The organism is Dysgonomonas sp. ZJ709 (assembly GCF_011039195.1).
In the GTDB taxonomy this organism is placed as follows: Bacteria; Bacteroidota; Bacteroidia; order Bacteroidales; family Dysgonomonadaceae; genus Dysgonomonas.
On the sequence record NZ_JAAKEM010000016.1, the window covers coordinates 66,701 to 86,276 of the forward strand.

Here is a 19,576-nt window from a genome sequence, read left to right on the forward strand (position 1 = left end):
TTACAATTAAAATGCTAAACCTAAATGACACAGATTAAACATGGATTTCATGGACAATGGAGTATTATACTTCCATTTTTCATTGTAGAAGAAATGGATAAAAATTACATGATGAATGATTTATATTTCCATTCTTTAGGTTATTTTCCAAGTGCAAAATATCATTACATTAGTCGCCCGTCCGGTTGTCCTGAAAATATTCTTATTTACTGCACAAAAGGAAGCGGTTGGTTCGAATTTAATGGAAAAGTTCATGGGGTAAAAGAAAACCAATACATAATATTACCTGCATGTATTGCACATCGTTACGGAGCCAATAATTCTGACCCATGGACAATCTTTTGGATACATTTCAAAGGATACAAATCTGATTTATTTAAAAATGAATTCGGAAAAATAATTTCTATTGATCCGGAGAATAATTCACGGATTGATGAACGCTTGAAACTATTCGAAGAAATATACAATGTATTATCAGTATCGCATGATAATAATGCACTGCAATATGCAAATTTTGGACTTTCTTATTTTTTAGGTTCGCTATTATATGTTAAGACTCATAGAAGTTCAAAATCTGAAGACAAATATGGAACTTCATTAATTCATCTTGCAACGCATTATATGAACGAAAATATCGGAAACAAACTAAAATTAGCCGATATAGCAAACTATTTCGGGTATTCGACATCATATTTTTACAGACTATTTTATAAAAATATGGGAATACCACCAATGGAATATTTCAATCAACTCAAAATTCAGCGATCTTGCTACCATTTACTCAGTAGCACAATGAAAGTTAACCAAATATCTATGCGGGTTGGCTTTGAAGACCCATATTATTACTCTCGGTTATTCAAAAAGACAATGGGTATTTCTCCCGCAAGATATAGGGTATTAAATAAGCTTTCCGATAAGTTTACCGGAGAGTGAAAGTACTAAGTACAGCTCTGTGATCCGAAGGATAATTATCAAACATAATATCACTCTTTGAACTAGACTCCCCTACTATTTGGGTGTTTGCAAGTTTAAATCCATTTCCCGAAAAGAAAACAAAGTCGATACGATCTAAAACTTCTCTATATGTCTGGCTTTCCGGTAATGGAGTCCATGTATGTCCCGGCTTCTTAACTTCATCGGGATAAAAGAATCTGTACGAATCTGTCATTCCGCCTTTATCAATAAACGCTTTTGTTGATGGCCATTGAACAGAAATCTTACATAATCCGGCTTCTACTGCTCTGGCAGTCCAGTCTAGGCAAGAAGGTTCGTTAAAATCGCCGGTAAGAAAAATGGGGTAGCCTTCTTTACGAACTTCGAGTATATCAGCTATATTAGAATTAACATCGGCTTCTCTTGTGGCCAAAGCTGAACTAATAGCTTCTTCGGCAGTATTGAGTATAGGACCGCCGCAATACTCTATTCCATTTAACTGATATGGTTCGTAAGGGCAATAAATCAGATGAATATTAAACATCCACACAAAATGATTTTTATCTATCTGAATTTTCACACCATGCCTGTTGGCAGAAGTATCTACAATCGGGTATTTACTTATGATAGTCTGACTATCGGCATATATGTATGAGTGCCATCCCAGACTATCGGCAAGGTGAGCGGCAGTATTTTTACCATCGCGACTTGATTCTTGCACTCCGATTATATCAGCACCGCTATTAACGAAAACTTCTGCTGTAGCATCAATAGACTTCCCACCACCAAGCCAGATATTGAAGCTCATTACTTTCAGTTGCATCATAGAAACATCCTGTTTTTTATTGCAAGACGATAGCGTAATTATAAAAGAAATACCTAATAGATATTTTAAAATAGTATACATAACTTTTGTTTTTAATTGTGTAAGAATAAAGAGGCTATTCCCAATGTCTAGAATAGCCTCTCCTTTCATTTGGTTACTTAGTCAGCCAAATAGGCGTGTTTGTATTATCTTCTCCTTGCAGGCTTATAGCTTGTTTATAGTTATTTCCGTTATAATTTTGCTCTGTATCAGGATATTTCCAGCGTACAGGTATTTTCCCTCCATTCAGATTACCTGTCCCTGGGAAGAGATAAGGCATACCTGTACGGCGAATATCGAAAAAGACCTCATAACCTGTATTGAAATAGAATGATATCCATTTTTGAACAGCAATTTGTAATAAACCTTTACTTGGTTTGAAAACAACATTTTCTCCTATCAGATAATTATCTACTTTACCTGATAGTCCGTAATATTCGAATGATCCCCGTATTCCATTTTCATAATAGGTTTTAGCACTACCGCTTATCCAGTTTTTCTGTGCGGCCTCTGCTAATATAAACTGTAGCTCTGCATAAGACATGTAAATACCTTTTTCGCCAACAGGATCGTGGCTATATCGCTTGTTTATGAGCGATTGATTTTCACGTCCTCCATTATATGCCACAGCATCTTCTTTACTCATTGCACACGGTACGCCTACAAATTCGGGAGTGCCGTTATTTACAGAAGACAAAGTTGGTTGAGCCATTGCATCAATTCGCGGATCTTTATACATCAAAAGAGTATCAGCGAGGGCTTTACCTAGAACAACTTCTCCGGCGTCGAATCCAGGTGCATTATAACTTAGGAAACGATTTGGAGAATCTTGTAAATAAGTTAGAGCTGCCATGTCATCGTTACTCTCAAAAATAGGATATTTCGCAGGATTATCGACAATTGTTTTTATTTTAGTTTTGGCATCGGGCATTTTATCGGAAACTCTCATTAATAAACGTAAATGAAGAGAATTTGCAAATTTTTTCCATTTCAATATATCTCCATTATAAAGAATATCTCCCGAAATAGGCACTCCATCAACATCCAATAAATCATTTGCTTGCTCCAGAAATGCCAATAGACCAACATAAACATCTTCTTGTTTGTCGTAAGTTGCCATATACACCCCTTCTTTGCCTTTGAGCGCATCGCTAAAAGGAATGTCGCCTACACAATCAGTAGTTCTGGCAAATAAATAACATTTAAAAATAAGCCCTATACCTTTAAAATTATCATTACCTACATTTTCGGCTTCCAATATAAGATTGTTGGCATTGCGCAATATCGAATAATCCCAGTAAGGAGTACTATACCAGTCGTATCGTCCGAGAGAAACAACCCAGTCACGAGCTGCCAGATGTTGGGTAACCACACTACCTCCTACTCCGGCATCTACTACTGTATAAGTAAGATAGGGCAAGAGTAGATTAGGCACAATTGTTTCAGGTTTGTTTTTATTGGTATTTGTATCCTCAAAGTCTTTGGTACAAGAAGAGGATGCCAACAATATCAAAGCGAATATAAATATATATTTTTTCATGACGTTTTGTTTTTGAATAATGAATATTTATCAGAAAGAAACGCTTAAGTTGAACCCAATACTTTTAGGTGTAGGTATTTGAGCATCTTCGTTTCCATAACCACCCGACTCGGGATCTATATGCTTGGCCTTCGACCACATCCATAAGTTTCGTCCTGTTATTCCCACCGAAACATTACGTAATGAATAATTTTCAGATATTTTTATTTGTGGGAAAGTATAAAGAAAAGCTATTTCACGTAGTTTCAGATAAGAAGCGTCATAGCTGTTTGTTTCGAAAGAATCACGACTATGGTAGCGTCCGATCCAATCGCGCAAACTAACTTTTACATCATTCTTTTCATATCCTGTAACATTTCCTTTTGAATCTGTAATTTCCATGACGCCTTCACCGATCAGACCTTCTTCACGCTGGTTTCCTATGGCTGACTCCGCCAATACTCCACCTTCCATACCTTTTGCCAAAGTACCCGAGTATATACGGCCGCCTTTTCTATAATCAAGCAATGCCGATAATTTAAAGTTTTTGTATGTAAATGTATTTTTCAAGCCGGCCATCCAATCCGGATTATAGTTGCCATAACATTTCACTTCGTCCTCCCATACAGGTAAGCCGTCTCTGTAAATAATTTGTCCGTCCGGAGCATGTTTGAATCCCCAACCATACAAATCCCCCATACGTCCGTCTACTCGTGCTTGCGCATAGCCCGACATATTATAGTTAGTTATCCCCTCTGCCAACTCCCGAACATAAGCGCGATTAGTAGACCAGTTTAGTATTACTCCCCATTCAAAATCTTTTAATTTTAGAGGTATGGCATTTAATACAACTTCGAATCCTCGGCTTTCTATTTTACCCGCATTTGTCATTCTTGAAGTGTAACCTGATGTAGGTGCAACAGCCATTGATAATATCTGATTGGTTGCAACGGTATTATAATATGAAAAATCCACCCCCAATCTATCGCCTAAAAAGCGAATATCCAAACCAACCTCTGCACTGTTAATTTTTTCAGGTTTCAGTTCACTATTATATAATGCGCCATCTTCGCGGGCAGCACTCGTACTTCCCCATTTATCAGCAAACTGGTATACAGGAATTAGCTGATACGGATCTGTATCGTTACCGACCTGAGCCCATGATCCACGCACTTTGAAAAAAGAAATGGATTTTGGTAATTTAACCATTTCAGAGATCAAAGCACTCATCGATACTGAAGGATAAAAATAAGAGTTATTATCAACAGGCAAAGTACTAGACCAGTCGTTACGGGCTGTAATATCAAGATACAACATATTTTTGTACACGAGTTGCCCCATTCCATAGATACTGTTAACTGCTTTCTCCGTGTTTTCTTCCCTGACAACAGGAGCCGATCTTGCATTTTCGAGGTTATAAACCCCGGGTATTTCTAACTCTGAAGCTCTTGAACTGGTTTTTCGTATAGAACGGTGCATTCTATTACCACCTAAGGATACTTTATATTGGAAATCGGATCGGAGAGGTTTATCCCAAGAAAGTAAAAAATCAGAGTTGCGTTCCTCAAAAATAAAATCATTTACCGTATACATCCCATTCGGATAGTTTCTTGAACTATAAGCACGTTTGATGCGAATATTATCATCATACCAGTCTGTACCTGTTCGTCCCATAAGCGAAAGCCCATCTATAATATCAAGATTGAAAGACAGGTTGCCGTAAAGGTGATTTTTCAATTGAGATTGGGTATTTTCATATAATGTGAAATAAGGATTGTCCATCCATGAATTATTAAAGTTCGATTGTTCCAATCCTTCCCTATTGGGAGCCCAATAATTTTTTAAAGCTTTCACATCTTCATTCATTCCCCACCACGTGAAACTATACATTATGGGTTTATCCCAATAATTAATCTGTGGCATATTATCGCTTTTATTCTGCACATAGTTTACATTGGCATTTACACGTAAAAATTTAGTTAGCTTATAGCCTGCATTAAGAGAAACAGTATTACGCTTCAGGTCTGTGTTTGGGATAATTCCTTTCTGATTCATATTCGTATAAGAGAGTCTATAGTCTCCATGTTCATTACCATTGCTTATAGATACATTGTTGGTAAATACAGTTCCCGTATCAAAAAAATCTTCGAGGAAATTCGGATGAGCGACCCAAGGCGTAGCAATACGTTTTCCGGTAACCGGATCAATAGGACTTGCATATTGTGGTATCTCTACAAAACCACTGGCTGTAGTTGGATCCGGCTGATTTAACTTGGGCCCCCACGAATAACCTGCGCCATCATTTTTCCCTCCTCCTTTACCATCTACATATTCATACTCAAAGTTTTCTCCTCCTCCGTATTTGTACTGATAATCAGGTGTTCTCAACAACCATGGTTGGATAATCAAATTTGTATTGTAAGTAATACCCATACCCTTACTTTTCTTTCCACTCTTTGTTGTAATTACTACAGCACCATTTGCAGCACGACTTCCATACAAAGCTGCAGCTGTAGGTCCTTTCAATACACTTATTGATTCTACATCATCCGGATTAATATCACCGGCTCCACCACCAAAATCCATTCCATCAGTATTGAAGTTGCTAGGATTGTTATTAATGGGTATCCCATCCACAACAAAAAGAGGGCTATTATTAGTCAGTGAAGTTTCACCTCTAATAGATATTCTCGGTGATCCACCAATACCTCCCGACGATACATTTGTGATCTGAACTCCGGCTATTTGTCCGGCTAAGGAATTAAGCATGTTAGGATCCCGCACCTCTGTCAGCACATCTCCTTTGATATCCTGCACAGCATACCCTAAAGCTTTCTTCTCTCTTTTGATACCTAAGGCCGTCACAACAACTTCATCTAAAGTTCTGCTGGAATCTTGCAATGTAACATTTACAACTTTGTTTTTCTGAACGGTTATTTCCCTAGTGACAAATCCAATATAAGAGAATACTAGTACATCTCCTTCTTTTGTATTGATTTGATACTTACCATTATCATCAGATATGGTACCAATTCGAGTGTTTTTTACTACAACACTTACGCCTATCAACGGGTTTCCCTCAACATCTATCACATTTCCGGACACTTTATCAGCATCCTGATTTGGAGAGTTAGTTTGAGCAAAAACTGTAGCTGATAGGGAAAACATCACTATAAAGACAGTGAGCTTTTTAAATAAAAAAGTTTTCATAATAGTCAGTTTTAGATTAGGTTAACATGACGAATTTAGGGGATATTAAATCTAACTGAAATGGATAAAAACTGTTTAAAAAATGGATTATTATTGCTGATTTAGGTATTAAAAGCATTTTAATGAAAAGGATGAGTATAGTTGCTTTAAAAAGCATCTGCCTTCAATGATAATATGTGTTAAATTGTGTTTAATGTATTGAAATAAATTACCCTAAACCCCACCATTATGAGAAATATAATCTCATTAGATCGGATTTCTTTTTCCATTTCAAATATAGTGACTCGACAAACAAAATACTATATTTGTAAAAAAGATATGTTATGGATTTTGGACGCAACGAATCATTGACATTTAGTTATTCCGATGTCTTTTTCAGTTATTACTTCAATGATAACAGAACATGCACATCAATGGTTAAGAACCACATGCTTGTATATATCTATTCTGGGGAACTGCTTGTTGAACAAAAGAAAAAGAAAACAGTAATTAGCGCAGGAGAATGTATTTTCTTGCGTAGAGATAACCGGGTAGATTTAATAAAACAGGCTGAAAATGGAGAACAGTTCAAAGGTATTTTTATGATCTTTAAGCGCAATTTTTTACGTGAATTTTATCAGACAATTGATAAAAAACAACCGAAGATAGAATCTCATGAGGAATTCCCAAGCGTGTTAAAGCTGCCACAAACACCCGATATCACAAGCCTGTTTCAGTCTATGACGCCTTATTTCGATTCATCAATAGAGCCAGCTGACGAACTTATGAAGTTGAAATTGCATGAAGGTGTATATTCCTTATTAAATATAGATCAAATGTTTTATCCTGTTCTCTTTGATTTCACTGAACCATGGAAAATAGACATACTTGATTTCATGAGAGATAACTACATGTATGATCTATCTATTGAAGACATTGCACATTTTACAGGTCGGAGTCTTGCCACATTCAAGAGGGATTTCAAAAAAATAAGTGAATCCTCTCCTCAAAAATGGCTCATGGAAAAAAGACTGGAAATTGCTTATGATAAAATTCGCAATGAGAATAAAAAAGTGTCCGATGTATATCTCGAAGTCGGGTTTAAAAACCTCTCGCATTTTTCATCAGCATTCAAAAAACAATTTGGATATTCTCCGACAAAGTAGAATATTGAGCTGCATAACAAATAATGTTTGAGCCACAGGGAAAACAACCACTGTGGCTCTTTTGTTATCTTTGTATTACAACTAAAATATATATGATGAAAAAGCGCATATTAGGAAATACTAATCTGGAAGTTTCTGCTATTGGATTAGGGTGTATGGGAATGAGTTACGGTTATGGTCCGGCTTCCGATAAAAACGAAATGATCTCGCTGATTCGTAAAGCATTTGATCTTGGTGTTACACTCTTCGACACAGCCGAGATTTACGGACCATACGCCAATGAAGAACTAGTAGGAGAAGCCTTGTCTCCCATTCGCGACAAGGTAGTGATAGCAACCAAATTCGGCTTCAATATCGAGAACGGAAAAGAGACAGGGACCAATAGCCGCCCCGAACATATAAAACAAGTAATAGAAGGATCGCTTAAACGTCTTAAGACAGATATTATCGACTTATATTACCAGCATCGCGTAGATCCCAATGTGCCTATAGAGGATGTGGCCGGAGCAGTAAAAGACCTGATACAGGAAGGTAAAGTAAAACACTGGGGTCTATCGGAGGCAGGGGTAAAAACAATTTGTCGTGCTCATGCCATTCAGCCGGTTACCGCTGTACAAAGCGAATACTCTTTATGGTGGAGACGTCCCGAAGATGAATTATTACCTATGCTCGAAGAACTTGGTATCGGTTTTGTTCCGTTCAGCCCATTGGGTAAAGGTTATCTAACAGGGAGGTTTGATGCCAATACAAAATTTGCCGGAAATGATTTTCGCAGCATACTTCCACGTTTCACACAGGAAGCACTTGAGGCTAATCAGGCTATTGTTAATCTGGTAAAAAAAATAGCAGAAGAGAAAAATGCAACACCTGCTCAAATAGCATTGGGATGGCTGCTTGCACAAAAGCCCTGGATCGTACCGATACCAGGTACTACAAAAACCCATCGCCTGCAAGAAAATATCGGAGGAGCAGATGTGAAACTGACAGTGGAAGATATAAGCAACATGAATGAAGCCAGCTCAAAAATCGATTTGATGGGTGACCGCTATCCGGAAGAACTTGAAAAAAGGACAGGACTTTAAGGAGTGTAATTACACAATTAATCCCCTTATTTGGGATATCCAAGGGCATTGAATGCGATAAATTATTTAAATGAAATATTACCAAAAAAAAAGAATATGAAAACATTCTCACTATTAATTATGCTACTGGTATCCACAACTATTTTTGGACAGAAGCCAGATTCAGATATGCAACCATCTTCAATAAACAATAAAGTAAGACTTTCAAAAATCATTGTCGACCCTCTGCATTTGGATGAATACAATATTTACCTGAGAGAAGAAATTGAGGCGTCTATGCGATTGGAACCTGGAGTACTTACATTGTACGCTGTATCTGAAAAGGAACATCCTAATCGGATAACAATACTTGAAATTTATAGCAACGAAGAAGCTTATCAGAGCCATATCAAAACTTCGCATTTTCTTAAATACAAAGAGGGAACATTGGATATGGTGCAGTCTCTTGAACTGATCGATACTATTCCACTTATTCCAGAACTAAAGATAAAATAAATAGAACTTAAAAATTAAATAATTATGGGAGCAGAAAAAACGAAAGCATTTGGTACTATAGCAGCAGATGCACCTTTAAACGAAATGAATATTCAACGTCGGGAAGTAACATCAAAAGATATTGAAATTGAAATTTTGTACTGCGGTGTATGCCATTCAGACTTACATACAGCACGCAACGATTGGGGAGGTACTATTTATCCTGTGGTTCCGGGACACGAGATTGTAGGAAGAGTAACCAAGATAGGAAATGAAGTTACTAAGTTGAAAGTAGGCGATTTAGCTGGAGTTGGATGTCTTGTCGATTCGTGCAGGGAATGTAATAGTTGCGAACATGACTTGGAACAATACTGTCTAAATGGATTTACAGGAACATACAATGGTGCTGACAAACACTGGGGAATACAAACTTACGGCGGTTACTCAGAAAAAGTAGTTGTCGATGAACACTTTGTATTAAAGGTCCCTGCGAATCTTGACTTGTCTGCTGTTGCGCCATTGTTGTGCGCAGGAATTACAACATGGTCACCTCTTCGACACTGGAATGTAGGAAAAGACAGTAAGGTTGCTGTTGTAGGTTTAGGAGGTTTAGGACATATGGCTATTAAACTTGCTAAAGGTCTTGGTGCAGAAGTTACTTTGTTTTCAAGAACACCGGGAAAAACTAAGGATGCCAAAGAACTTGGTGCAGATGAAGTTGTAATCTCTACCGATGCAGAACAGATGAAATCTGTACAAGGCAAATTTGATTTGATTATAGATACCGTTCCTTACGTTCATGATATCAATCCTTATGTTTCGACATTAAATATCAGTGGAACGCTGGTTTTAGTCGGATATTTAGGCGAGTTAGACCCTATGTTAAACACTGTTCCAATGATTATGGGGAGAAAAACGGTAGCAGGTTCTGTAATCGGAGGTATTGCTGAAACACAGGAAATGCTTGATTTCTGTGGAAAACATAATATCGTTTCCGAAGTAGAAATCATCAAAATGCAGGATATTAATACAGCTTATGAAAGAATGCTTAAGAGTGATGTGCGATACCGCTTCGTTATTGATATGGCTTCTTTGAAAAAGTAATCACTATAATCGCTATATTAGTATTTCAAAGACTTAGTAAAGCCTTTGGTGGTATCAAAGAAATACAGAGGATATATAAATAAGAAAATTCCGTAAATTTTGACATTACAGCTGATGAAAGTAAGATTCTCATCAGCTGTAATTTTTAATAAATAATATTATTTCCCTTCAGGTTTAAATGAAAATGAAAGAGCAGGCTGATCTTGTGGTAAACCATTAGGAACAACAACTTCAATACTTCCATCCGAAAGTTGTTTCCAGTTAACAGCCTTTCCTGTTTCGACAAAAATAACCTTCGACCCTTTTATCGGATTATTGCCTTTCCATACAATCTTCTTTGGTAAAGGTTGCCCTTCCTCAAGACAGGTGATAGCATAAATAGTTTCAGCATCTTTACTTTGTGTGAACCATGTCTTATCTGAATTATAGTTCGGTGTTATTCGAGTTCCGTAAATAGCCTTTTTATTTTTACTAGTCCATGTACCTATTTTTTCTAAACGTTCCTTAATATCTTCAGGTAAAGTACCATCTGGATGTGGACCTATACCTAAGAGAAGATTACCTCCTTTTGCAACAATCTCTACCAAAATATGAATGACTTGGGACGGTGATTTATATTTATCGCGGGGAGTCCAAGACCAAGCGTATCCCAAAGTAATACAGCTTTCCCATGGATTAGACAATTGTGTATCGGGTATTCCTCTTTCGGGAGTTTGGTAGTTCTCATATTCACCCGGAACAGTACGATCTACAACTAATAGTCCCGGCTGATGGCTGCGGGCCATAGCGGCTATGCGAGGCATATCTATATCTTGTTCTCCCATATATGCTTCTCCATATTTCTCGGCATCACCTGGTCTGGCCGGACGTACCCAACCTCCATCAAGCCATAAAATATCCATCGAACCGTAATCGCCATTCATCAGTTCTTCTATCTGGTTATAGGTATACTGTTTAAACTTGTTCCATCTATCGGGATTAGTTTTTATATTATAATTATTATTTCTATTTGGAGTCGCATATTTGTCCCACCAATAGTTTTGTGAGTGCCAATCGGGTTTTGAATAATAAGCTCCAATCATATATCCTTCGTTTCTGAATGCATTAAATACCTCCTTTGCTATGTTTTTGCGAGGATGGTTTTTGAAGGCACCTTTTGTTATCGAAAAATCGGAATATTTGGTATCGAACATATTGAACCCATCATGATGTTTAGTTGTAAATACAACATATTTCATTCCCGCCTTTTTTCCCGATTCTGCCCACGATTCTGGATCTAGTTTTGTCGGATTAAACTCATCTATAGTCCCCCAATACTTTCTTTTATCTTGATCATAAGTTAAAATGGTATCGCGCGTAATCCAATCTTCGGAGCAAATAGACCATGATTCCACGATTCCTAACTGCGCATATAAACCATAGTGAATAAGCATCCCAAATTTTTGATCTTGCCACTGATCCAATTTTTCCAATACAGCCGGATCTTTCGGCAGTATATATGTTTCAGATCGTCCATGCGTATAGGTTTGTGCATAAATAATACTGGAGAAACACCAAATAAAAACGCTTCCTAAGATTAACAGTTTATTTTTCATAATATTACATTTATTTATTAAAGGAGTTAAGGTACTGATAATATTTTAATTGATTATCCTCATTAGTCAGAATTTTAACACATACAAGCAATAGAGTTATCCTAAGTTCCCTATTTACTTTATACACCCACTTTTCACAAAGTATCCCCTTATTTTGATACCAATCTAGTTTATTATAAATTTTGACAAAGGTAAGAATAGAACTTCTTTGACTATCTTTGAAAATAAATATATCATTATATAAAACTCTATGAAGTCTATAAAAACAAATATATCCATCAAAATATGTAGGCTGTTGAGAGTGAGTTTCAATGAAAATAATATGGAGTAATGAATGAATCTATTCAAATTAGATACCTGATTGCAAATGAACAGGATGCTACTTGGGGGTTAACCGTAAATACGGTTGGATATCAGCAGATTGAACCTAACTCTATCTATCCCCCTCAGATTCATCCCGAACAATATTTTTTCTCAACACAAAAAGGCAGAATACTTGATGAATGTATACTATTATATATAACTCAAGGGAAAGGTACATTTGTTTCATCAAGCCAAAAAGCAATAGAACTAAAATCTGGAGATATGGTACTTTTATTCCCAGGTGAATGGCATTCATACAGTCCCGATAAATCGACCGGATGGCGTGAATATTGGATAGGATTCAAAGGTATAGACATGGAATCCCGCATCGAAAATGGCTTCTTCTGTAAGCTAAAACCAATTTTCAATGTTGGATCTAGTGAAGAAATTGTCCAGCTTTACATGCGTGCTATCAGTAGTGCAAAAAAACAGGAAATCGGATTTCAGCAAATATTGGCAGGAATAGTCACTTATCTACTAGGAATTGCTTACTCCCGAAACAAGCTCTCTGGTTTTGAAGACGTGAAAGTAACCAATCAAATAGATAAGGCTAAAATGATTATGTTCGAGAATTCGCATACAAACATTACACCTGAAGATATAGCGAATCAAATATGTGTCAGCTACTCTTCATTCAGACGCATTTTCAAACAATATACAGGTCTGTCACCACTTCAATACATACAGGAGATACGAATTCAAAAAGGCAAAGAACTATTGGCTAATACACTCTTAACAAGTCAGGAAATAGCTTTTCAGATTGTATAATTGCAAAAACGATTTGCGCCCCCTAGAAAAACGATTTGCGCCAAAAATATACATTTTTACGTGAAAAGGGAGATAGTGCAGCAGGCGCAAAATAAAGTGCATTTTGGTGCAAATTAGAGGGTAATACGTTTGCGTATTTCGGCTTAATTTCGTATCTTTATTGTATGGGAATGATATCTAAAGGCACGAACTATTAATTAGTTAGCTTTTGGGGTGAACCATATATCAACAATTTATATGACAGATAATAATATTCTTTCAGATAAGGTATCTTTTGCGGTATTTAAAGAGTCATTAAAGGATAGAATTCTATCTATAGACGAATGTGCGTGCATCGTAGAGGAAGAATATGAGAATGCATTTAGGAAGTCTCAAGCGTCTGAACATCTAAAAGAGTGGGCTTATTATTATTTCCCATTGAAAAATCACCCAATTTAAACCTCATTTAAATACAGTTTAAAGCCCCTTTATTGGGGCTTTCTTTTTTTTAATTATTATTTGTTAGCTTTGTGTTAAATAAATAATCACATTATTATGAAAAATATAAATATTGATTCCGAAGAAAGTTTAATTTCATCAAATAAGTATATACTTATAGTGGGTATAGTATTATCTATCATATTGGGTTGTTCCATTTCATATATGGGAGGGGTCTATATCGCTTTAGGTATAGTATTATCGATTTGTATTTTTGTTTTTAGTTTATTTATTAGTAGATTAGCTTCTGTTTTAGTCGAAATATCGTTAACCCTAAAAAAAATAGAGTATAAAAATAATCAACAATAATGAAAAAAATAATGAAAAAACTATTAATACTATTATTAATACCTTTATTTGCTGCTTGCAGTTCGGATGATAAAGAAGGGGAATCAACTTTGGTAGATTCTACATTTGCCACATATCTTTATGAAGGTGGCGGGTCTGTTGGAGTACCTACATATAATGTATATTTGGTTTACAAGTTTATAACCATAAATACCGTTGAAATAACATTAAGAAGGGATAATGCACAAGGTTCTATAATAGGAAATACAATAAATGGCTCATATAATCTAAAATATCCTATTATTAATATTAAAATTGGGGATGATATAGAAACAAATGGAACTTTTAAAGACAAAAATACATTTATAGTCGAAACCAATTTAGGAGTTGAAGAATATACTAAACAATAGCAAATAAAAATTCCTTAATTGAGATTTATATCTTTAAATAATAATTTTCAAATCCTCACCATTTCTCCAAATTTCACCTAGTTGTAAGCCTGATGGACTTGTTGGTACATTTCCAAGTCTAATAATTAATTTTTCGCCAACTGTAGAAACTAAAAATCCATTACCATTTTCTTGATTGGTTAGATTTAACGCTACAGATGATAATAATGCTTGTGCTATGTTATTAAGTGTATTAGTGTAAATTGATCTAAGCATTAATTGAGAATCAAGAATATTGCTTGACCCTGATGAGTATAATGATATTAATTGTTGATTGCTTTTTACAATACTAAAACCTTTATTTGGGGATAAGCTAGAGCTTGACCCATCTGTATTATTAGCTGTAAATTTACCTGTTATTGAAAGTCCATTTATTGAATCATACAATAAATTCCCACTTGCCAAAGATAAAGAGCCATCAGGATTAAATACATGCGCACCCTTTCCAAACATCGCTTTACCCGTTGCACCGTCGAGGTCTATTACTTTTTCGCCTGCGGTGTTGTACATCGTTATAGAGGCATTGTATATAGAAAGCAGATTGTTTTTCGTCACATTCCAATCGATGCCGCTCGATTCATTACCGAATTTAAACTGGTTTAAAAGGAACTTTAAAAAGCTTTTACCGTCGGCACTTAGGAATGTATCAGCGGTGATCTGTCCGGGCAATATCTCGGTGAAGCCGTAAACGGTACGAAACGAACGGTCGCCATCCATATTTTCGGAGCTGAGCAAACCAACCCATAGCGTTGTGCGTCCGGCTACATCATTGATCTTTATCTTTTCGGTAGATACAAAGAAATTAGCTGTACCTACATTTCGACCGTTAACAAGGCTGAAAGTTGTGGAACAGTTCAAATACAAGTAATAGGGTTTATTTACTTCTGAGAAGTCATCGAAGGTAAATGCCGGGGCAGTCCAAAATTTAAACCCCAACAGATCACGATCGGGCTGAACATTATCTATACCCAGTGTCATGTGCTGAAATCGAACAGCATCACATCTAAATGTTTTAGTAGCGGGGTCAAAATACATGTACGGCTCTATAACCGTTGTCATATTTGTGGCAAGGAACTGATACTGCAAACTTTTCACCCCGGCACGGTATGTAAGCGATTCAAAGGCGGCGGCACTAATAAAATCGGTTTCGAAGTCGTCGACCATCCCTTTTACCGCCTCCGCAAATTCCAATACATCGCGATACCTACGGCGTGCGTATTCCCTAATCGCACCGTCCTTACGATCGACCGCTGTCTCTTGTGTCGGTATTTCATTCAGAACACTGCCTAGTGATTTGCCCGAAACGTTGTTAGCAATGGTGAGCTTTGGCGACTTTGGTTTATTTACATATTCCTCGACCGCAATAATGCGAATATTGACAGGCTCAACCTGATATTGTGGCGATGAGAACCGAATAAAATAGCCACAGTTCAAGAAACCGCCTATTGCTCCCCATTCGCGCTTTGCATAGATGCCATCGAGCGGCAGAACGTAAGTATATTGTGCCTGCTCGCCCTCCCATAGATACTTGACCACTTCGTTAAGTGCTTTTGTTTCGGCTTCTGTAATATAGGTAGCGGGCATTCGCATGTGGAAAACGGCATACTTGTCACCAATAGCCGGGATAATGTTTCCCTGCGGTAAAATTTGCCCGCTATCGGTGAAAGGGGCAAGCTCAAAGCGTCGGGATGCATGGATATAGTTTGAATCAAATTCCTTTCCGGCTAGTTGCCCAGTCTGAAATATAACGGTCATTGTTTCGCTTGCGATAATAGACTTAGAAAAGTCTAAAGAGTCAGGTATTGAACTATCTATGATATTATACAAGCCTTGTGCATCGTTTATCTTTTCAACCGCGGAAACCGTTCCGACTCGTTGTGGGAATATCTTTGTAATATCAAGGCTGTCCTCCGAGCCGGGCAAGGGTGTCACTCTTTCGACATAAGAGCCGGATGAATCGGTACGGTAACTGATACCCTCATAAACTATTGTTTTGTTTTTTGGTAACAATAGCGTGTTATTGCCGTATGTACTACGGTCAATGTTCTGATCGCTGCCCTCGATAAAGACGCGGTTTATAATTTTACTGTCGTCAAACTGTGTGCGGGTAATTCCTCCAAGTATGCCGTTATCATAACCGTATGAAAGATCGACGGCTGATTCTCTCATTTTTTCGACCCTTCGGAAATGCAGCTTGTAATTTTCGACTTCCCACTCAGTATTAAAGGCATCCGCGGTTTTGGAAAGCACGTTAAAACAAAGATCGTGATTATAATCGATGGTAATGGGTAAGCTGTCAATACATTCGCCAACCGTCCAATTATCACCCGGATACTTCAAATTGAGGTTATCCACTAATAGTTGTGCATGTGCTGCAGGAGTACCGTTTAGTGAAAACTTAAGATTGAAAGAACTGCCCGCCTTGATCGGTTGTCCGGGGTTCTTGATAGGTGTGAAGAATTTAAACTTTGTTGCCTTGAGTTTCATTATCGACGATTCCATCACAAGGGTATAGTCGAAATGCTCATCGTGTTGCTGTACAAAGTCCTGCGATTTTGGCAGAAAATAAAGTTCCGCCTTAAATTCGCACCACGAACCTTCGGGTATTTCGATGAAATTAGGCAACGAAAACATAAGCGTAAGTATGTTTTCGCCCATGATCTCTTTGTATCGCGAGCTGCTATCGTCGACATCGATGTCGATGAGTAGTATATTATTGGGAGAGTATATTTTCATAATTCTTTAAATCAAGTCATTAAAATCAGTATTTCCGGTAAATTGGCTAGGCGTGAAGGTCGTACCTTCCATAAAAATGTTTCCATCTACTATCATATCTATCTGATTGTTTGACGAAATTATTAACCCCTTTGGATTTCGTTTAGTAATATTGTCTTTTAAAGCTAAGCCCGTTGTAGGAATTTTAACGTTGATTCCCGAAACAGGATTATCATATATTGTGTTACCTTTAATTGTTACATCTGCAAAAGGTCTAATTTCACCACTTATTTCAATTCCGTTAGTCGTGTTGTTATATATCAAATTATTATCGAGATCAAGTTTTTTAATATCAGCCGTATATCCGTTATAGGTAGTAGTGTCTATCAGAATCCCCGAACCGACATTATCAGATATAATACAATTCGACAATTTAACACCGTCTATTTTCCATTTCAGTTCGACTCCATTGTTTAAATTTCCATAAACTACGCAACCATCAATAAGTACTTTTCGTCCCGTCCTGACTCCTATACCTGTGTTTTTGTTGTTCCGGCTGATACAATTATGTATTATCATACCTCTTGCATTTTTGTCCGCCACTGATTCAAATGGCCTTTGACTCTCTATAAAAATGCCATAATTGCCACATCCAATTGTGGTACAGTTGGATATTATGAAGTTTTCTTCATCGAAAAAATCTAGACCTATCCCAATACCAGACCCACCTAGCCTCCTTTCATCTGACAGTCGACCACCTTCTACTACTAATACATTATCTATTATAACATTAACTAAAAAATCAATTCCCACAGACGTGGATGGTGTACCTTTTATGATTAAGTCTCTGAATATTCCGTTAACTACATTTTGGAAATAAAAGGCTTTACCTACAGTAGTGTAAGTGGTGGTCGGGTGTACATCATAAGCGTCAACTGTGAAATTGCTAAATTTGCATCCTACTAAAGGGTTAACTTTCGTTTCGTCTTGTCGGTTAAACAGCGCATAATAACCCTGTGCTGTCATTTTCAAAACTGTGCCTGTTATACTTTCGCCTACAAAAGACACATTGCTGTGGGGTACAATTGCAGCACGTGAATTACCAGAACCCGATATAGCTCGAAAATTATAAGTACCAACTGGGAAAAATATAGTACCACCGCCATTAACTGCCACTAAATCAACTAACGCTTGTACAGCTGTGCTGTTATCATAGTTGAAAGTAGACACTCCATAGTCTAATACATTATATACATTCTCACGTGATAAATTAACCAACTTTTCACCTTTAGTTCTAGTATTAACCTTAAAACTAGTTACGTCTGAAGGTATTGTAGGTGCTTCTGGATTTCGGCGTATGATCGTTTGAATGTACACCGCTGATACTTGGCTGAAAGTTCCACCACCTGTCGTCCAGGCTGGATCGGAATAAATAACCGTACCAGATGCGTTAAAATACCTAGTTAAAAATTGAAAACCTTCTCCTAGCAATATATCAAAAGGGAGTTTATTTACATACACTTTTTCCGAGTAAACACGATTAAGGTCAGATACTTCTTCACCTGCTGTCCCAAGTGACCCCTGCAATAATATAGGGCTATATATATTAGGTAAGTAACTAGACGGAGTTACAATTATCAAATCGGATAGACTACTACTTACAAAGTCTGAATAGGGAGATAGTAAGATATTTTGTGATCGAATAATACTCAAACCTAAATCCTCTATTATCTGTTTACTGTCTGTTAAATTACGAATAACCAGACGCATATTAGACGCTCCTCGCGCATTAGAGTCTGTTGACCCACTATTACTCCAAGTTGATTGCTCGGGTAACATTGGTGTTCCTAAATCGTCAAAATATGATACTCTAAATTGATAGTTTGGACCTATATTCACCGTGAAAGGTTTCTTGGATACATTTAGATATGATGTACGTAAACGCGTGTCGTTTGCATTCTCTACACCGCTAGTTAACGTTCCCGATCTTAACATGCTTGTAGTTACGATAGTCGTTATAGTAGTTTCGGTGTTAGCGGGTAAAAGGTTTGAATCAATACCGCCAACAGATACCCAATTAGTATCAGCCGTCCACCCTGTTCCTGTTAAAATAGTTCCCTTGAATGCCTCAAATATCAATTCCCCTGTAGCTAATTTATAGCCGATTATTTGTCCTAACGCTCGATAAGTAGCTAAAACAGCAGTGCGAGCTGCAATTTTACTTGTAAACGCAAAATTATTTGTACCCTGCGAGACGTTATAGAAGTTCTTTTTATCGGTCTTTTCAGCAAGAGCCAGCCCAACGATGTAACTAGATGGGCTATTTGACACTGAAGAATCAATCACTTGAGATATATTAGCCTTGGCGGCTAGTGCATCGGTAACAGCCTTTTGACTCATTACCGATAATATGCTTGTGCCTGTTGTTTGAACAACACCAAATAAAGGCGTCATAGAAGCAAACGCAACTCTGCATGTTTGCTCTGCCCCGGCAGCACCACTATAGCCTATAAATGTAGCTCCCGACGGATTTGATATAATCGGTAAGGTTCTTGGGTCGACTGCTTCTAATTTTTGATTTTGTGCCAT

General features: G+C 37.1%; 12 protein-coding genes and 1 pseudogene. 7 read left to right on the top strand and 6 right to left on the bottom strand.

Going from position 1 to position 19,576, the window contains the following annotated elements:
- The first annotated feature begins 24 nt into the window (after positions 1-24).
- The gene (locus G7Y56_RS11895) at positions 25-933 is read left to right on the top strand and encodes an AraC family transcriptional regulator (RefSeq protein ID WP_165043699.1); all 909 of its coding nucleotides are present in this window, start codon (positions 25-27) and stop codon (positions 931-933) included.
- Here the strand turns inward: G7Y56_RS11895 and G7Y56_RS11900 are convergent.
- The 3 genes from G7Y56_RS11900 to G7Y56_RS11910 all read right to left on the bottom strand — a co-directional run bounded on the left by G7Y56_RS11900 (position 920) and on the right by G7Y56_RS11910 (position 6,527).
- Complete coding sequence (locus G7Y56_RS11900) at positions 920-1,840, bottom strand: endonuclease/exonuclease/phosphatase family protein (protein ID WP_165043701.1); 921 nt, start codon at positions 1,838-1,840, stop codon at positions 920-922. The two genes, G7Y56_RS11895 and G7Y56_RS11900, sit on opposite strands and share 14 nt — an antisense overlap.
- A gap of 73 nt (positions 1,841-1,913) precedes the next feature.
- A complete protein-coding gene (locus G7Y56_RS11905) occupies positions 1,914-3,338 on the bottom strand; it encodes a SusD/RagB family nutrient-binding outer membrane lipoprotein (RefSeq protein WP_165043703.1) in 1,425 nt (474 codons plus the stop codon).
- Between the two features lie 30 nt (positions 3,339-3,368).
- Positions 3,369-6,527, bottom strand: a complete 3,159-nt coding sequence (locus G7Y56_RS11910) for a SusC/RagA family TonB-linked outer membrane protein (protein WP_165043704.1) — start codon at positions 6,525-6,527, stop codon at positions 3,369-3,371.
- A 323-nt stretch (positions 6,528-6,850) separates the two neighbouring features.
- On the opposite strand from G7Y56_RS11910, the gene G7Y56_RS11915 reads away from it, so the two are divergent.
- The 4 genes and pseudogenes from G7Y56_RS11915 to G7Y56_RS11930 all read left to right on the top strand — a co-directional run bounded on the left by G7Y56_RS11915 (position 6,851) and on the right by G7Y56_RS11930 (position 10,332).
- The gene (locus tag G7Y56_RS11915; RefSeq protein ID WP_165043706.1) at positions 6,851-7,672 is read left to right on the top strand and encodes a helix-turn-helix domain-containing protein; all 822 of its coding nucleotides are present in this window, start codon (positions 6,851-6,853) and stop codon (positions 7,670-7,672) included.
- Positions 7,673-7,767: 95 nt separating this feature from the next.
- A complete protein-coding gene (locus G7Y56_RS11920) occupies positions 7,768-8,754 on the top strand; it encodes an aldo/keto reductase (protein ID WP_165043708.1) in 987 nt (328 codons plus the stop codon).
- 189 nt (positions 8,755-8,943) lie between these two features.
- Positions 8,944-9,249: pseudogene (locus tag G7Y56_RS11925) on the top strand (putative quinol monooxygenase); the annotation flags it as partial.
- A gap of 24 nt (positions 9,250-9,273) precedes the next feature.
- Positions 9,274-10,332, top strand: a complete 1,059-nt coding sequence (locus G7Y56_RS11930; RefSeq protein ID WP_165043711.1) for an NAD(P)-dependent alcohol dehydrogenase — start codon at positions 9,274-9,276, stop codon at positions 10,330-10,332.
- Between the two features lie 158 nt (positions 10,333-10,490).
- Here G7Y56_RS11930 and G7Y56_RS11935 read toward each other — a convergent pair whose 3' ends face one another.
- Positions 10,491-11,927, bottom strand: a complete 1,437-nt coding sequence (locus tag G7Y56_RS11935) for an alpha-L-fucosidase (protein WP_165043713.1) — start codon at positions 11,925-11,927, stop codon at positions 10,491-10,493.
- 330 nt (positions 11,928-12,257) lie between these two features.
- Here G7Y56_RS11935 and G7Y56_RS11940 point away from each other — a divergent pair, with 330 nt between their 5' ends.
- Together G7Y56_RS11940 and G7Y56_RS11945 are read left to right on the top strand one after the other, a co-directional pair.
- Positions 12,258-13,058, top strand: coding sequence for an AraC family transcriptional regulator (locus G7Y56_RS11940; RefSeq protein ID WP_165043715.1), 801 nt, complete (start codon positions 12,258-12,260; stop codon positions 13,056-13,058).
- A 785-nt stretch (positions 13,059-13,843) separates the two neighbouring features.
- Entirely contained in the window at positions 13,844-14,233 is a 390-nt protein-coding gene (locus tag G7Y56_RS11945; RefSeq protein ID WP_165043716.1) for a hypothetical protein, read from the top strand.
- A 33-nt stretch (positions 14,234-14,266) separates the two neighbouring features.
- Here the strand turns inward: G7Y56_RS11945 and G7Y56_RS11950 are convergent, their stop codons facing one another.
- Complete coding sequence (locus G7Y56_RS11950) at positions 14,267-17,008, bottom strand: hypothetical protein (RefSeq protein ID WP_165043718.1); 2,742 nt, start codon at positions 17,006-17,008, stop codon at positions 14,267-14,269.
- Positions 17,009-17,014: 6 nt separating this feature from the next.
- Positions 17,015-19,576, bottom strand: a complete 2,562-nt coding sequence (locus G7Y56_RS11955) for a right-handed parallel beta-helix repeat-containing protein (protein WP_165043720.1) — start codon at positions 19,574-19,576, stop codon at positions 17,015-17,017.

Coding starts and splice junctions, on each gene's coding strand:
- G7Y56_RS11895 (WP_165043699.1), top strand. CDS start 25: ATGACACAGATTAAACATGGATTTCATGGACAATGGAGTATTATACTT.
- G7Y56_RS11900 (WP_165043701.1), bottom strand. CDS start 1,840: ATGTATACTATTTTAAAATATCTATTAGGTATTTCTTTTATAATTACG.
- G7Y56_RS11905 (WP_165043703.1), bottom strand. CDS start 3,338: ATGAAAAAATATATATTTATATTCGCTTTGATATTGTTGGCATCCTCT.
- G7Y56_RS11910 (WP_165043704.1), bottom strand. CDS start 6,527: ATGAAAACTTTTTTATTTAAAAAGCTCACTGTCTTTATAGTGATGTTT.
- G7Y56_RS11915 (WP_165043706.1), top strand. CDS start 6,851: ATGGATTTTGGACGCAACGAATCATTGACATTTAGTTATTCCGATGTC.
- G7Y56_RS11920 (WP_165043708.1), top strand. CDS start 7,768: ATGAAAAAGCGCATATTAGGAAATACTAATCTGGAAGTTTCTGCTATT.
- G7Y56_RS11930 (WP_165043711.1), top strand. CDS start 9,274: ATGGGAGCAGAAAAAACGAAAGCATTTGGTACTATAGCAGCAGATGCA.
- G7Y56_RS11935 (WP_165043713.1), bottom strand. CDS start 11,927: ATGAAAAATAAACTGTTAATCTTAGGAAGCGTTTTTATTTGGTGTTTC.
- G7Y56_RS11940 (WP_165043715.1), top strand. CDS start 12,258: ATGAATGAATCTATTCAAATTAGATACCTGATTGCAAATGAACAGGAT.
- G7Y56_RS11945 (WP_165043716.1), top strand. CDS start 13,844: ATGAAAAAAATAATGAAAAAACTATTAATACTATTATTAATACCTTTA.
- G7Y56_RS11950 (WP_165043718.1), bottom strand. CDS start 17,008: ATGAAAATATACTCTCCCAATAATATACTACTCATCGACATCGATGTC.
- G7Y56_RS11955 (WP_165043720.1), bottom strand. CDS start 19,576: ATGGCACAAAATCAAAAATTAGAAGCAGTCGACCCAAGAACCTTACCG.